Source organism: Shewanella frigidimarina, assembly GCF_003797125.1.
Lineage (GTDB): Bacteria > Pseudomonadota > Gammaproteobacteria > Enterobacterales > Shewanellaceae > Shewanella > Shewanella frigidimarina.
The window spans coordinates 264,466-279,993 of sequence record NZ_RKKE01000003.1; the positions used below are offsets into that span (position 1 = coordinate 264,466).

Here is a 15,528-nt window from a genome sequence, read left to right on the forward strand (position 1 = left end):
GTTACTCTTGATTGTGGATTTCTTGAGAGATTAAGCTAGCTTGATAAATAGATTCTAACCTATCACCAAGACTCATAGCATCGAAGGGCTTTTCAATCACAGCAACGGCACCAACAGCCAAATATTCCTGCTTTTCAGAATCCTGAATCCTGGCTGTCATAAAAACAACAGGAATGTTTAGACAATTTGGTTTTTTACGAATTTCATTTAGCGTTTGTATACCATCCATACCCGGCATCATGGCGTCTAACAATATTAAATCTGGGGTAAAACCCTCAACTTGGCTAATAGCCTCTTGGCCGCCATCACAAGCCAACAAGGTAAATCCACATATATCAACGAGAGCCATTTCAACAATGATCCGAATCGACTCATCATCCTCTACGTGTAAAATTTTATCTAATTGCATGCCGACTCCAGTTTGATTGGTGTAAACCCCAAATATGCCAAATTTGATGGACTAATATTGCATTATAATGATTGTTGAAGCAAACTAAGCTATTGATTAACAATAAATCCTATCTTTTTGTATGTCGATAGGACATCCATTAGCACCCAATAATGCAGTAAATTGCTGTTATCTTTTCTATAGTGTACTTAGAAAGTCATCATGGTCCGAGAGTGATAGATATGAAATCTACTAAAATTACTGTTAATCAGCAGCCCCTTGATGAAATTAATCAACAGAACGTTAATAAGATTAGCTCAGAATCTGATAATAAGGATCTAGAAAATTTACTTAAGCCTTTTGGTGGTAACGAAAAGTTTTATCGACGTTTACTAAAAGTTTTTGAAACAAATCTAGATCAGCAACTGACTAATCTGGAACAAATGATATTGCAAAACAACACCAAGGAGTTGTTGGTCATTGTACATACCCTTAAAGGGACTTCTGGGACCGCTGGCTTAACATCAATCTATCAAGCCTTATGTGCCTGGGAGATAAAACTCAAGGACGCGAATAGTACACATGCTTTTGAGATACTTTGTGTCGAACTGGCACCCCAGTTACGGTCAGTCACACAAGCTGAACTGTCAAAAATCCATGCTTTATTAGCAGAAAAAGAAGTTGAAACACAACACCTAACAGTTGATTATTCAATCCCAGAGCTCATCGCTATGCTCGCAGAACTTAAACAACACCTAGAAAATAACAATTTAGAAGCGGTGAATATCATCCTAAGCCTGCAAAATATGTTGGCTAATAATTTATGGGTTAAGCATGAATTAGCAGTGCTATATGATGCAGTAGAAATATTAGATTTCGACAATGCGCTTGTTGCATTATCTTCATTATCAAACAAGTTGTAATAGCCATTTAACCGTTACCGGATTATAAAAGCAGATTTATCATTGATGCCACTAGGCAAATAATAAACAAAAAGTGTCATTCCACTAACATACCATCCTGCACAAAGGGTCCATTGCTTCTAAATAAGTTGCGGCCAAATAAACAGTGTGGCAACTTTTAGTCAGCCCACTATCACCGTATAATGTCCGCGAACTCTTTAAACGTTAGGTATTAATGAAAAACAACATAGAGATAGTTGACCTGCTGCGCGAGCGTATTCCTTCATTTAAATGCAAGCCAGGTTGTCACGATTGCTGCGGCCCCGTCACTACATCATCGGCTGAAATGGCCCGTCTACCGGTAAAAACAGATGCCGAACATGAAGCAGCATTAAAAGAATGGAATTGTGTGTACTTAGGCCCTAATGGCTGTGAAGTATATGAAGAACGTCCATTAATTTGCAGGTTATTTGGTACAACACCGCGTATGCCTTGCCCTGAAGATCGCCGTCCAGATGAAATGATTGATACTAGAACCGAGGCTCAAATCCATCACTACATTGCCAACACCCGCCAAGTGTTAGTGTAGCCATAGAATTGCTATTAAATATAGCGGTGTAGAGTGTTGAGGTATCTAGCTCGACATTACAGATATTCGTTATCTCACTCGGTGAGCAAGATACCACTGCAACATACAAAATATGGCTAAACTAAGTAAAGGCATTTTCGTGTTCACGAAAATGCCAACATAAGACTAAATAGTAGATGAACTAACAAACTCACCCTTCGCGACAGTACCATTTGTCACTTCAACATCTTGTAAGTCCGCATGTAAAAAGAAAGGACTTTCTACATCATCAGGCGTATTTGTTACATCAGGATCATCGTTCTGTGCAACACAGGTGTAACCCAGACTATAATTACCCGCGACCACAAAACCAAATTCATAGCCCTGGCCTATCACTTGACCATTTTGATCTAAAATAGCGTTAACTCTTGCAGAAGCAATAGGCTCAACGTCTGGGGCAACCACTGCATCAATGTTAAAATCAGTCATATTTTCTAAGGCAGCAGTATCTTGATATAAATACACCGCATGGCTAAATTCACTTCCGCCAGCAGCAACTTCACATTGAGTCATAACGTCGGCAGGAATACTTCCCTCAATCGCACCAACTTCAGAAATGTTATGTAACTGCACCGACGTAGGTTTTAAAGTCCAGTAATCTTTATTACCATGAGGGTCTTGTAATCCACTAGACAGATCAAATTCAGCAACAAAACTATTTGTGCCAGCTGCAATCGTAAATGTCTTATTAAAAAATAGTCGACCAGTATCGGTATCTGTAGCACCAACGCCACCACATGAACCATTACTGTTGGTCGTTAAACCAAATAAATTATCGTCATTGGTTATGACATATGAACTGTCCGCATTCGGGGTTTCACTTCTTTGCATATAAATACACATTTGGTATTCACCAACAGGAATGCTTTGCCCACTCACAAGAGTGTCAACTGCTTGCCCTTGAAATTCAAGTAAATTAACTTGTTTCAAAGCACCATCATCTGACACATCAAACGAAATACTCCCCGAGTTATTTTTTAACACAACTTGTTTAAAAGCGATCGTCACGTCTTTGGCATCACTAGGGTTATCTGATACACCTAAACTAAATACGCCCATTTGAGGAGAGTCTATTTTATCGTCACTACCCCCACAAGCTACTAGTAAAGTCGATATCGAGACGGCAAGTAACGTATTAAGCTTTTTCATAATAAACCTAATTAATGGTGCATTTTTTATTGTTTGTTTTACAACTGTATAAAGTATTGATCACCTAACAACTCATGACCGATTTTTATACAATCAATACTTAAGAACCTAGTAAGGACTCCTTGCTGTTATCGTGTTGTTCGCTGATCATTACAATATAGCGCTGTTTATAAAAAGCGCTGTAAACAATAAAGTGTATTGTCTGCATAGACATAAGCATTAAAAAAACTTGGCTACATAGACAACAAAATTAACAAATCATTAAACGCCTATTTCACTTCAAAAAATATGATATTAAACGATATTTAATCAATCTCACGTTCAACCCACTGTTCCATCTAGCCAGCCTGAGCAATCCGCGGTATTGTTACCCCAAATGAACGTACACGATGGATTTTGATTGTTTACCTATAATATCAACGGTAAAGCCAGCCGCTTTTTCACTTACGCAGATCTCATTAATTGTGGTGCAACTGCGCTCGAACATAATATTGAAAACCTGCCATTACAACCTGACACCTGGCGCGCCCTGAGTTTACTCGCCACTCAAATACTGGACCCAATCGTCGATCAATTTGGCCCTATCTCGCTCACCTATGGTTTTTGTTCACCCGAGCTTGTTAGAAAAATTGCTAAAAATCGTAATCCGCATATTGCCCCAAAGCTTGATCAACATTGCTCGCACGAACTCAATCAAAATCAAAAAATCATCTGCGACCGCCTAGGTGCCGCCTGTGACTTTACCCTAGTGAGCAGCAACGATGACCAACCGATTGATATGCAGCAAGTTGCATTATGGATGTGTGAAAACCTGAAATTTGATCGCCTCTACTACTACGGTAAAAACCGACCAATACACATCAGCATTGGCCCGCAAATGAATCAGTTCATACAAACCATGAAAACCAATGCCGACACAGGCCATCGCGTTCCATCTAAAAAAGGCCGTGATGAAACGGCAATCGCGGTGATAAACCAGGTAGATTATTAACCGATCTTAAATATTAGTATGTCTTAAAAACTCTTGGTTACAATCGCCTCAATATAATTAAAAAAAGCAATATTTCATGTAGAATATTGTTAAAAAACATATACATTTTCAATATTAATGAGTATAAACTTGTTTATTGATTCTGTTATTTAACAGCATTTTTAATAAAGGAATATTTATAATGTTTGGCTCATTAAAAAAAGTCCCACTTCGTAATATGTGGCCACATGAAGCGCTAGATTTTACACCGTGGCTTGCTGAAAATATTGATTCATTAGGCCTAGCATTAGGTCTTGAATTAGAGCTTATAAAAGAAGAAGCATGTGTCGGTGATTTCTCACTGGATTTACTAGCAAAAGATCTAAGTACATCCAAAGTTGCAATTATTGAAAACCAACTAACACAAACAGATCATGACCATTTAGGGAAATTATTAACATATGCAGCAGGATTTGATGCCTCATTTGTTATTTGGGTAGCTGAAAGTATAAGAGAAGAACATCGTCAAGCCTTGGAATGGCTAAATAACAGAACTGATACGGAAACACAGTTCTTTGCTGTGGTGGTTGAGGTTTTAAAAATTGATGATTCTAAGCCTGCTTATAATTTTAAACCGATTGTTTTCCCAAATGAATGGCATAAAAGTAAAACAAAGCACACGGCCTCTAATCAAGCTAGCCCAAAAGGCGAAAAGTATCGTAATTATTTCCAATACTTAATTGATGAATTGCGTGAAAAATATCATTTCACTTCAGCTCGAGCTGGCCAACCACAAAATTGGTATACATTTTCTTCAGGTATAAGCGGTTCATCATTTGGTGCAAATTTCTGCCAGGGAAGTAAAGTTAGGACTGAATTATATATTGATAGAGGTGATGCTGATGAGAATATGCAATTGCTTCAATATCTAGAGCAACACAAAACAACTATTGAAGCTGAATTTGGTTGCGCGCTTTCCTGGGAAAGTATCGACGGTAAAAGAGCAACAAGAGTGGCTATTTATAAAGATGGGTCAATTGAAAAGAGTTCTGCTGCTGAATTGGAACTAATCACCGAATGGCATATTAAAAATCTATTAAAATTCAAGTCTGTCTTTACCAAACATTTGAAGTCATTTAATCATGTAAGTATAAATACGTTGGTGGACTAATTACCTTTTTAAGTCATCTTAACAACTTGAGTCATTGATGTGAATTGAGTGACTTAATACAACAAATCATAGAGTTAGTTATGCCTACTATCGAGTTCTACGACACAAATTCACAAGATTTTTTTGACTCAACTGTGAATGCTGATGTGAGTGAATTATATCAACCATTTGTCACCCAATTGCCCGCAAAAGCACGTGTTTTAGATGCGGGGTGTGGGTCTGGTCGTGACAGCAAAGCTTTCATTAATATGGACTATAAAGTCACCGCCATTGATGCCAGTGTTGAATTAGCCAAAGCGGCAACAACGTATTTAGGTAAAAAGGTACATGTTTGTACGTTTGAGCATATTGATTCGCTTGAACAGCAATTTGACGGCATTTGGGCTTGTGCGTCATTGCTGCATGTTGATACTTCGAATTTACCTAAAACCTTTACTAAATTAGCCGACACACTAGTCGATAACGGTGTGCTTTATTGCTCATTCAAATATGGCGACCAAGAACGCAATCATAATGGCCGATTTTTTACCGATGCCAACGAAGCACGATTACAGCAATGGCTTAGCCAAACCCCTTTAGACATTAAACGTACTTGGATAACAACTGATGTTCGTCCTGGCCGTGACAGTGAACAATGGCTCAACGCAATTTTAATCAAAAACACCAACTAGAGATGTAAAAATGAAGCTAGCAGAAGGACCTGTATTAACCAGCGGTGGTTTGGATGACCCCTTTTTACCAAAGTTAATGCAAGCCATTAACCGTGCCACCAGCATTGAAATATCAGTTTCGTTTATTCAACAATCTGGACTTAATTTAATATTTGATGCTTTATCCGATGCATTAGAACGCGATGTAAACATTTCAATCGTCACCTCAGACTATCTTTTTATTACCGATCCAGTCGCATTGCGCCACTTAATGATTTTGCAATCTCGCGGCGCAAAAACCAAGATATTTACCTGTAAAAGCAATCAAAGCTTTCATATGAAAAGCTATATTTTCGTCCAACAACAAACTGGACTAACAGATATTGGTAGCGCTTTCATTGGATCAAATAACATCAGTAAAGCGGCATTCACACACGCATTTGAATGGTGCTTACGCCATGATTTATTGCCGAATCAAGATCCTAAAGAATTTACTTTTATACGCGAACAATTTATGCAGATTTTTAATCATTCGCAGGCAATCGATCTCAGTGATGTATTTATCAACGACTACGCCCAAAAGCGTAAATTGTGTAAACCGCCTTTAGCTATCGTGCATGAAGTAGAGCCTGAAGAACCAGTACCTAATTCTGCCCAAGTACAAGCCTTAATTGCGTTAGCTGAAACACGTTTAGCCATGCAATCAAAAGGGCTAGTTGTATTAGCTACAGGCATGGGTAAAACATGGTTAGCTGCATTTGATGTACTGCAATTCAATGCAAAAAAAGTGTTATTTGTTGCTCATAGAGAAGAGATATTAACTCAAGCAGAACGGACATTTAGAACCTTATTACCTCAAAGTACAACGGGTCACTTTAATGCCAAAACTAAGGTCATTGATGCTGACATTGTATTTGCATCGATTCAAACATTAGGCAAACCAGAATACCTTAATAAACTTGATCAGACTCACTTCGACTACGTCATTATTGATGAGTTTCATCATGCTGGCGCGGCGAGTTATCAATTATTATTGAACCATTTTACCCCACAATTTTTACTCGGTTTAACTGCAACGCCAGAACGCACCGACCAAGCAGATATTTTGTCTTTATGTGATAACAATTTAGTATTTGAACGAAACATAATTGACGGGATTGAGTCCGGCATTTTGGTGCCGTTTCAGTATCAAGGTATCAATGATGAAACGGTTGATTACCGTGAGTTACCTTGGCGCAATGGAAAGTTTGATCCTAAAGCTCTTGAAAACCAATTTGCCACGGTCAAGCGAGCCAAACATGTGTTTGGTCATTGGCAAACACACAAACAACATCGCACCTTGGCTTTTTGTGTGTCTAAAGCCCATGCCGACTTTATGGCTAACTGGTTCTCTGCACATGGCATAAATGCGGTTTCGGTTCACAGTGACTCTGAAGTCAGGCGTGGAGAAGCGCTTAGCCAATTAAACTCTGGTCAAATTGAGGTAATATTTTCAGTTGATTTATTTAATGAAGGCACCGATTTACCCTCAATAGACACGATCTTAATTTTACGGCCTACTGAGTCTAAAATTCTCTTTTTACAACAGTTAGGCCGTGGATTACGTACATCTCCTGAAACTCATAAAACCTTTGTCTCTGTTATTGATTTTATCGGTAATCACATCAGCTTTTTAAATCGTCCAATGGCGTTATTACAAACAACGAATGCCAAAGATACGTTGAAACAACTTAATGCTCCAACGTTACATCCTGATTGTGTTATCAATATTGATCCAGAACTCATCAATTTTTGGCAGCAATTAAAGCTCGATTACACAAAAGCCAATAGCCATTTTCAACGTTTAAAAGATGAACTCGGCCATAGGCCAACGGCTACCGAGTTTTATCATAGTGGTTTTAATTGGAGCAAACTCAGCAAGCAACATGAAAGTTGGTTCGACTTGGTCATTGACCAAGAAGTTGATGACCCACGACTATATGCGTTAGCACCCTATTTGCAATTTCTGAGTCGAGGCGTTGAAAAAGCCACTATGAGTAAATGCTTTAAAGCCATTTTACTTGAGGCTTTCATCGAACTAGACGGCTTAAGCACACCGCCTAGTATTGACTCTCTATGTGTCAAAAGTTGGCAGGTATTTAAACGTTATCCAAAATTGTGGACCCAAGATGTTAAAGCCGGCTTGCAGCAAGTTACTGCTCAGTCTCCTCAGTGGCGTAAGTATTGGTTAGACAATCCAATTACGTTTTTATGTAAACAGGATAAGTCTGATATTCAATCTTGGTTTGTGGTTCAAAATGATTGTTTACACGCTAATGTTGATATTGCTGTTGAAGATATTGAAACCGTCACACGTAGTATGAGTGAGTTGAGCCAATTACTGCTCGCACGTTATAGCCAGCGCTTAACCAAGACCAAAATGAATACCATAGAATCGACTAATAACCGTCAGGATAATGTAGTTGCTATTACCAAAGATGTTACACAAGACGCATTAACATCACTGAGTTTTTATCCGGATTTAAAAATTGCTTGTGGCCACTTCAAAACCGCAACAGATGACTACTTTGAAACTCGACAATTGAACGATAACTTTAGCAGATTAGATCCATCCATCCATCTACTTTATCGCGCCAGCCAGTGGCAACACTATGAATGGCGGTAAGAATCGAATTAATGATGGTGATTTACTGTTATTAGAACGAGTTACCCCAATCAATGCAGGTTCGATTACCGGAAAAATCATGGCAATTGAAATCCAAGATGATGTAGGTAATAACCAATACTTATTGCGTAAAGTGAGTAAACTCACTAATGGTCAGTATCAACTTAATGCCCATAATCCTGAGTACACACCAATACTCGCAAATGACTCAATGAACACCTTTGCACGCTTAAAGCAGGTATTAAATGGCTCTGATTTTGTGTAAATCATAAACACCTACCATTTAGCACTTCTCTAAAAAGCCACTCGCGAGTGGCTTTTTTTATGCGTTTTTTAATCGGTCTCTCTATTACGCTCTTTCTATTACGCTCTTTCCGCAAAACTGGCTTCAATTACTGTCTGCTAATACAAATTGATACACAAAATGATTACGGTTAAATTTAACACGTTGTTAATATAAATTATCAGTTTTAGCCTTTAACTCTCACACACTTTCCACCTTATTAAACTGCTAAATAATTGATTGTGCCTAGTACGATACAAAGTAAACAATGTCCGCGTCTAACAATAACAACACAGGATTTTAAAATAGCCATGCCTTTAAAGAACAGTAAGATTAATGCGATTTCATTCGCCCTTAGCCTAATTTTAGGTACCACTTTTATCACCCCAGCGATTGCCCAAGACACGCTGATTTTAGCAGATGCGTATATCGACGTAGCCAAAGGTAAAAGCATTAATGATGCTGCGATTATCGTATCAAACAATCAAATCATTAAAGTTACCACCGCGGCAAACATCAACAATAAAGCCGATTACAGTTTGATTGATCTTAAGGGTAAAACGCTGGTGCCTGGTGTGATGGATATGCATGTGCATTTATCCTTTGATGCCGAAGATAACTTTTTAGAGTCGATGAATTATTCAGTGCCAAGACAGACGGTTAAAGCGGTTAAAAATGCTCAGAAAACCTTGCTAGCGGGTTTTACCACAGTGCGAGACTTAGGCGCATCGGGTTATTCCGTCATTGCCACTCGTGATGGAATTGATGCTGGCGATATTCCTGGGCCCCGTATTTGGGCTGTGGGCCATGCAATTGGTATCACTGGCGGGCATTGCGATGATAACTTCCCAGCACCAGAAGCCCATGCAAAAGCTCAAGGTGTTGCCGACGGCCCTTGGGAAGTACGCACTAAAGTACGTGAAAACATTAAATACGGTGCCAATGCGATTAAAGTCTGTGCCACTGGTGGGGTATTTTCTAAAGGTACTCAAGTTGGTGCGCAACAAATGACCTACGAAGAACTAAAATCTGCTGCAGATGAAGCGCATATGCGCGGCCTTGTTATCGCCGCCCATGCTCATGGTACCAGCGGCATTAAAGATGCGATACGCGCGGGTATAGATAGCATTGAACATTGTAGTTTTATGGATGATGAAGCCATTAAGATGGCAATAAAAGCAGGCACGTATTTGTCTTGCGACATTTACAACACCGAATACACCCTCGCCTATGGCGCGGCTAACGGCGTACCAGAAGCCAAAGCAAGTGTCGCAAGCCCAGCGCGACAGCTTTAGAAAAGCCGTTAAGGCTGGCGCTAAAATGGTGTTTGGTTCCGATGCCGCTATTTATCCTCATGGCGATAACGGTAAGCAGTTCTCGCGCATGGTGACATTTGGCATGACGCCTATTCAAGCGCTGCAGGCCGCTACCATTAATAGTGCAGCCTTGATAAAACAAGATAACCTAGGCCAGATTAAAGCAGGATTTATGGCAGATATTATCGCTGTCGATGGTAATCCGCTGGATAACATTAGCTTGATGGAAAACGTCATCTTTGTGATGAAAGACGGTGTGGTATACAAACAGCTTTAGAGCATAAGCTAAAGGCTATCGCTATCTAAAATATGTTTCTAAATGAGTTTCTAACATTAGTATCTTAAGGCTGCTATTAGCTTGGATATACTTAGCAGTTTAGTCCTGATGACTTATCTCAGGACTAGCAACAACATACCAAGGCCTCGCTTAATCGCTTGGCCTTTTTTAATTATTTTATAATCTAAGTGAGCTGATATGACTTGTAGGGATTTAATAACAAGACCTTGTGACTAAGGGCTGTTTACCTTGTGATGGACTGCTTTTTCACGCTAGCTTTTTATTAACTCAAGATGATTATTCGCCCAAAGGCTATTACTGGCTCAAGGCTGTACATTAATATCTAAGTTACTTTTGTCCATTCTGCTTATCAAACGCTAGCCCTAAAGGTTCAAAATATTCCATCATGGCTTGATATATTTCACGGCAGTGTTCTGCATCAGGATAGCCACCATTCCTAGACAGTGGCGAGTCGATAGTACTGTTAACCAAGTATGGATTAGAAATTTCGGCATAACCCTGTGAATATAATTCAATGCAGGATTCAAAGGCGCGCGCCATCATTTCGGTCGGTTTGGCAAAGTAATGGCAGCGTTGCTGCTTATCGAGCGCGATAGAGCGACGCACATAATCGTGTGGCTCTTGGCCGTTGGCACTCAGCAAGGTCACTTTAAATAAGCTAGAGAGTTTTTTATTCAGCGGGTGAGCGATTATGGATTTATCGGCCAGCCAATTGTCGCTGGCGCAAGTAAATAAATTGGCGCGACTGAAGTTAGTCCGACTTGTATTGGTAGTTTGCTCTGATAATACAAGCGACGACAAATACGGGTCTAATATACTGTCGTCGATAAACATTTTATCAGCAATATAGTGATCGAATGCATGCCAAAACTCATGAGCCAACGCCCCTGCTCCGGCATTTTTGGCTAAGGCCAGTTCCCTGTATGCTGGTGCATAATGAGCTTGCACACCTTTTTGGCCGCCATGGCCAAAGGCAAAGCGTAAGCTACCGCGTAAACCAATCAACTCTGGCGGTACTGCTAATATGTTGGCTAAGTCTGCTAGTGAGTCAAATATCAAATTAGCCGCAAGTGCCGATTCCTCACGGTTAACCCATTTTCCAACACGGATATGCTGCAAACCAAAAGTGTGTTTAATGTCGAGAAAACTGACCGAATCGCCATTTCGATAGTCGGGCCCGATACGTTCAAAATGACGTTGATGATTTAATAATGAATGATGTGAAGCCAAACATACCTCTGTTGTCACTAAAGCGATTACTAAAAACGTTTACACAAAAACGAATGCTGAACGTAGTGGTTAATTATGCCATGTTTAACGCCATACACAGTCCTATAAAAACAAACTGATAGTAAAAAACACCGCTAACGTAGGCTAATGCCACCAGCACACCACTAGAATAACTATTCGTGATTATGCAAAAATAAAAGTATTACCCTCGGTAAATTTTTAACCTTCATTCATTTTAATGCATATTTACTCAAAATAAGTCTGCGCAGGTTACATAAAATCGACCTATAAAACACCGAGCGTATTTTACTCTGCCATTAAGTTGTCTATTACAATACTCACTAAGTGACCTATTACGTCCACCAGCATTTTATGGATCGTCTAGATTACGATTCTGTATTATGAATCTACATTACGGCTATTTATTACGGCTCTTCATCACGACCCTTTATTGCTTCTCTTCAATACGACTCATCATTACTTCCCTTTATTACAAGATGCGCCTAAAGCGTAAACAACAGTATTGGGGGTCAGTTAAGTATCACTAATTGGATTCCTATTTAAGCTTGTTAGCAGTACGATGGTTTACGATTGATTTTTCATGGAGGATTTATGATTTATACCACAACTGAAACCATTCCTGGTCGGGACATTATCGAGATTGTCGGTGTTGTAACCGGTAATGTGGTTCAATCTAAACATATTGGTCGAGACATTATGGCCGGCTTAAAAAGCATTGTGGGTGGCGAAATCCGCGGTTACACCGAAATGTTATCTGATGCCAGAGATGTCGCAGTTGAGCGTTTAGTTGCCAGTGCGGCACAAAAAGGGGCTGATGCGATTGTGGGGATCCGCTTTACGACAAGTGCCATTATGGATGGCTCGTCTGAAATTATGGCTTTTGGTACTGCGGTTAAATTAGGGCCAAGCAGATAAATACGCCTGAAACTAAACGGGTATTAATAGTATTTGCGTACAACAAATACTTAAGTCGATTTTTATATCCTTGATGTTAGCCGAGTTTATTGCCGAAATGCTTCTATTGATCAAACATAACTAATATGACCAAGCATAACGAGTATGACCAAACATAACGAATAGGTGATTTTATGATTAAAAATATTTCTTTAGCTGTTGCCGTGTTATTCGCCTCTACTCATGCATATGCGGTAGAAAGCCTTATCAATGTTGAAAGCCATTACTCGGCCAAAGAAACGGCAGATAGGTTTGAGTCGATCATAAAAGACAAAGGTTTTACGGTTTTTTCCAGGATTGATCATCAAAAAAATGCCGCCGGTGTGAACTTAACTCTGAGACCAACTGAAGTGATTATTTTCGGTAACCCTAACATCGGTACTCAATTAATGCAGTGTAACCAACTTGTCGCGATTGACTTGCCACAAAAGGTATTGATTAGCGAGGATGCTGATAACAAGGTTTGGCTGTCGTATAACAATCCGCAGTACACTAAACAGCGTCATAGTATTGCAGGCTGCGATAAGGTTATTAATAAAATCTCTGGTGTCCTCAATACATTAAGCCTTGCTGCAACGTCTAAGTAGTTATTGAGCGGCCTCCAGCGTGTGATTGAAAACGATTATCTGAGGAACAAGAAAAGCATGATTATGATTGCTCAGGCATGGTGTTTTATCGAATGACGATTCCTACCGCAACACAGAGTAAATATATCGAATCACATCCACAGCAACACAAATACAAGATGATATTTATCAATACTTTACATCTATACTTTACATCTATATTTTTCAAAATGATTTATCAGAAGAACTTATCAGAAAAGTTTGATAAAACAATCGATTTAGAGGTTTTTAATGAATAGTGAAGTGGTATTAATCACTGGTGCGAATAGAGGCATTGGTTTAGCGTTAACAGAGCAATATCTTGTCAACGGTTGCAGCGTCATAGCGACCTGTAGAGATATCGCTACAACGACTGAGCTTTTGTCGTTGAAGGCTCAGTTTACTGACAAATTATTGATTGAGTCACTTGATATCACGAGCTCTGAATCAATCAAATGCTTAGCGAATAATCTTAGCCAGCAAAATATTAGTCTCGATTTAATCGTTAATAATGCGGGCTTTTTGGATCGAGATAACCACAGTATTCATGCTATCGATTATGCTGACGCTGAAATGTGTTTTAAAGTGAATGCGCTCGGGCCATTTTTTTTAACCCATTGTTTAATAAACCTGCTGAATAAAAATCGTTTATGCAAAATAGCGATTATCTCTTCTTCTAAGGGATCACTATCACAAGCACAAGGTGTCGACTGGTATGGTTACCGAATGTCTAAAGCCGCAGCCAATATGTTAACTGTGAATTTATCGACTGAACTGGTTAATGATAACGTCGCGGTGGTATCGGTTCATCCTGGTTGGGTGCAAACGGATATGGGCGGCAGCTCTGCAAAGGTTAGCGTTAACGATTCCGCCATTGGGATTATCAAAGTGATCAACAATTTATCTATTCACAATACCGGTCAGTTTTATGATGTTAGCGGTGAGCAACTGCCGTTCTAATCAGCGCGTTAATTCGGACAGCAAACAACTAACCGTTATGTTGGTTATAGGGTTATACCTTGGGTTGAATTGAAGCTATATTTTCAGTACGCAAGATGGTAATTATGATGATTTTTATTAAGCCAATAGACAACAAATTGACCGATAAACTATTAAATATTAGATAAAGTGTATTGATGTATGTGCGTGGCTTGCCTTAAAAATTGAAATGGGTAAGATGTTGTTTTACTGTGTTTATCGTTGATATTATTTTGATGTTTGAGTGTTAACCCACAGAGTTTGGCAACAGAGATGAAGTCGATAGTTAATCAAATTAAAATTGACACAATTAAGATGTGTTTTATCTTTTCCCTGCCGCATAGCGGCTTAGTTAAACAAACACTTAATGTTAATTTGCAACACGCTGCATTGTACAAGTAATGACTTTAGTGATTACGAGGTAAGGCAGAGTTTAAGGTTGCGTTGCAGCATTAAGTGAGTGTTATATTGATTGAGGTTGCTACAATGGAAACAAAGCCAATAATTTATGACAGATTTTCTTGTAATAAATGTGTTGATAAAAGCAGCCTTGATTTTGATTTCACCATGGCTTTTCAGCCAATTATTAACTGTAAGACCAATACCATATTTGGCTATGAGGCATTGGTACGTGGTTTACAGAATGAATCGGCCTTTTCGATCATTTCTCAAGTCAATGATGATAATCGTTACCTCTTTGATCAGCTTTGCCGCGTCAAAGCCATCGCACTGGCGGCGAAACTAAAGCTAGACTCAATGCTTAGCATTAACTTTCTTCCAAATGCCATTTATAAACCTGAGCGCTGTATTCGAACAACCTTAGAAGCCGCTAAAGAGTATGGCTTTCCGACCAACAGAATCATGTTTGAATTTACGGAAAATGAGAACATTAGCGATACTGCATTTGTTAAGAGTATCGTTGAGTATTATAAGCAATCAGGATTTATCACCGCACTAGACGATTTTGGTTCTGGCTATGCAGGCTTGGGATTGTTGGCTGATTTTCAAACCAATATTATCAAGTTTGATATGAATCTTATTCGTAATATCAACCAAGATAAAACTCGACAAGCGATTATTAAAAACTGCTTAAACTTGTTCGATGAACTTAACATTATCTCTTTGGCCGAAGGCGTAGAGACAAGAGAAGAAATGCTATGGCTGCGCGATTGCGGCATTGAGTTGATGCAGGGTTATTTATTTGCCAAGCCCGGCTTTGAATGCCTACCACAAGTTGATTTTGACGACATCTACCGCAGTAAAAGTTAATTTTTTGAACCATCAATTAATAACATTAAATTATTAAAAGGATAATTTTTA

General features: G+C 39.1%; 14 protein-coding genes and 1 pseudogene. 12 read left to right on the forward strand and 3 right to left on the reverse strand.

Annotated features, from left to right (window positions below):
• Position 1 precedes the first annotated feature (1 nt).
• Complete coding sequence (locus EGC86_RS10655; protein ID WP_123777549.1) at positions 2–409, reverse strand: response regulator; 408 nt, start codon at positions 407–409, stop codon at positions 2–4.
• Between the two features lie 221 nt (positions 410–630).
• On the opposite strand from EGC86_RS10655, the gene EGC86_RS10660 reads away from it, so the two are divergent.
• Positions 631–1,311, forward strand: coding sequence for an Hpt domain-containing protein (locus tag EGC86_RS10660; RefSeq protein ID WP_123777551.1), 681 nt, complete (start codon positions 631–633; stop codon positions 1,309–1,311).
• A 214-nt stretch (positions 1,312–1,525) separates the two neighbouring features.
• Positions 1,526–1,879 carry a YkgJ family cysteine cluster protein gene (locus tag EGC86_RS10665; protein WP_011637537.1) on the forward strand — a complete coding sequence of 118 codons (354 nt, stop codon included), beginning with the start codon at positions 1,526–1,528 and terminating at the stop codon, positions 1,877–1,879.
• 165 nt (positions 1,880–2,044) lie between these two features.
• Here EGC86_RS10665 and EGC86_RS10670 read toward each other — a convergent pair whose 3' ends face one another.
• The gene (locus EGC86_RS10670; protein ID WP_123777553.1) at positions 2,045–3,067 is read right to left on the reverse strand and encodes a DUF4382 domain-containing protein; all 1,023 of its coding nucleotides are present in this window, start codon (positions 3,065–3,067) and stop codon (positions 2,045–2,047) included.
• Positions 3,068–3,467: 400 nt separating this feature from the next.
• Between EGC86_RS10670 and EGC86_RS10675 the strand changes: the two genes are divergently transcribed.
• From EGC86_RS10675 to EGC86_RS10695, 6 genes and pseudogenes are all read left to right on the forward strand, one after another.
• Complete coding sequence (locus EGC86_RS10675; protein ID WP_123777555.1) at positions 3,468–4,058, forward strand: hypothetical protein; 591 nt, start codon at positions 3,468–3,470, stop codon at positions 4,056–4,058.
• A 181-nt stretch (positions 4,059–4,239) separates the two neighbouring features.
• Positions 4,240–5,208: a DUF4268 domain-containing protein gene (locus tag EGC86_RS10680; RefSeq protein WP_123777556.1), complete on the forward strand. Its 969-nt coding sequence runs from the start codon at positions 4,240–4,242 to the stop codon at positions 5,206–5,208.
• Positions 5,209–5,288: 80 nt separating this feature from the next.
• A complete protein-coding gene (locus tag EGC86_RS10685) occupies positions 5,289–5,879 on the forward strand; it encodes a class I SAM-dependent methyltransferase (protein WP_123777558.1) in 591 nt (196 codons plus the stop codon).
• Between the two features lie 10 nt (positions 5,880–5,889).
• Positions 5,890–8,523, forward strand: coding sequence for a DEAD/DEAH box helicase family protein (locus tag EGC86_RS10690; RefSeq protein WP_245423139.1), 2,634 nt, complete (start codon positions 5,890–5,892; stop codon positions 8,521–8,523).
• Positions 8,510–8,788 (forward strand): S24 family peptidase, encoded by a 279-nt coding sequence (locus tag EGC86_RS21070; RefSeq protein ID WP_245423140.1) that lies wholly within the window; start codon positions 8,510–8,512, stop codon positions 8,786–8,788. The genes EGC86_RS10690 and EGC86_RS21070 overlap by 14 nt, the downstream gene beginning before the upstream one ends.
• 602 nt (positions 8,789–9,390) lie before the next feature.
• Positions 9,391–10,399 (forward strand): annotated as a pseudogene (locus EGC86_RS10695) (Xaa-Pro dipeptidase).
• Positions 10,400–10,747: 348 nt separating this feature from the next.
• On the opposite strand, the gene EGC86_RS10700 reads toward EGC86_RS10695, so the two are convergent.
• Entirely contained in the window at positions 10,748–11,650 is a 903-nt protein-coding gene (locus EGC86_RS10700; RefSeq protein WP_123777559.1) for a CLCA_X family protein, read from the reverse strand.
• 612 nt (positions 11,651–12,262) lie between these two features.
• Between EGC86_RS10700 and EGC86_RS10705 the strand changes: the two genes are divergently transcribed.
• The 4 genes from EGC86_RS10705 (at position 12,263) to EGC86_RS10720 (ending at position 15,477) form a co-directional block, all read left to right on the forward strand.
• Positions 12,263–12,586: a heavy metal-binding domain-containing protein gene (locus EGC86_RS10705; protein ID WP_101087111.1), complete on the forward strand. Its 324-nt coding sequence runs from the start codon at positions 12,263–12,265 to the stop codon at positions 12,584–12,586.
• Positions 12,587–12,759: 173 nt separating this feature from the next.
• On the forward strand, positions 12,760–13,212 hold the full coding sequence (locus EGC86_RS10710) for a DUF302 domain-containing protein (protein ID WP_123777561.1): 453 nt from the start codon (positions 12,760–12,762) through the stop codon (positions 13,210–13,212).
• A gap of 270 nt (positions 13,213–13,482) precedes the next feature.
• Positions 13,483–14,190 carry an SDR family oxidoreductase gene (locus EGC86_RS10715; RefSeq protein WP_123777562.1) on the forward strand — a complete coding sequence of 236 codons (708 nt, stop codon included), beginning with the start codon at positions 13,483–13,485 and terminating at the stop codon, positions 14,188–14,190.
• 504 nt (positions 14,191–14,694) lie between these two features.
• Positions 14,695–15,477 (forward strand): EAL domain-containing protein, encoded by a 783-nt coding sequence (locus EGC86_RS10720; RefSeq protein WP_123777564.1) that lies wholly within the window; start codon positions 14,695–14,697, stop codon positions 15,475–15,477.
• Positions 15,478–15,528 lie beyond the last annotated feature (51 nt).

Bases quoted from the DNA above. Each gene is read 5' to 3' on its own strand.
- EGC86_RS10685 (WP_123777558.1), top strand. From the start codon at position 5,289: ATGCCTACTATCGAGTTCTACGACACAAATTCACAAGATTTTTTTGAC.
- EGC86_RS21070 (WP_245423140.1), top strand. From the start codon at position 8,510: ATGAATGGCGGTAAGAATCGAATTAATGATGGTGATTTACTGTTATTA.
- EGC86_RS10690 (WP_245423139.1), top strand. From the start codon at position 5,890: ATGAAGCTAGCAGAAGGACCTGTATTAACCAGCGGTGGTTTGGATGAC.
- EGC86_RS10655 (WP_123777549.1), bottom strand. From the start codon at position 409: ATGCAATTAGATAAAATTTTACACGTAGAGGATGATGAGTCGATTCGG.
- EGC86_RS10705 (WP_101087111.1), top strand. From the start codon at position 12,263: ATGATTTATACCACAACTGAAACCATTCCTGGTCGGGACATTATCGAG.
- EGC86_RS10720 (WP_123777564.1), top strand. From the start codon at position 14,695: ATGGAAACAAAGCCAATAATTTATGACAGATTTTCTTGTAATAAATGT.
- EGC86_RS10665 (WP_011637537.1), top strand. From the start codon at position 1,526: ATGAAAAACAACATAGAGATAGTTGACCTGCTGCGCGAGCGTATTCCT.
- EGC86_RS10710 (WP_123777561.1), top strand. From the start codon at position 12,760: ATGATTAAAAATATTTCTTTAGCTGTTGCCGTGTTATTCGCCTCTACT.
- EGC86_RS10715 (WP_123777562.1), top strand. From the start codon at position 13,483: ATGAATAGTGAAGTGGTATTAATCACTGGTGCGAATAGAGGCATTGGT.
- EGC86_RS10660 (WP_123777551.1), top strand. From the start codon at position 631: ATGAAATCTACTAAAATTACTGTTAATCAGCAGCCCCTTGATGAAATT.
- EGC86_RS10670 (WP_123777553.1), bottom strand. From the start codon at position 3,067: ATGAAAAAGCTTAATACGTTACTTGCCGTCTCGATATCGACTTTACTA.
- EGC86_RS10680 (WP_123777556.1), top strand. From the start codon at position 4,240: ATGTTTGGCTCATTAAAAAAAGTCCCACTTCGTAATATGTGGCCACAT.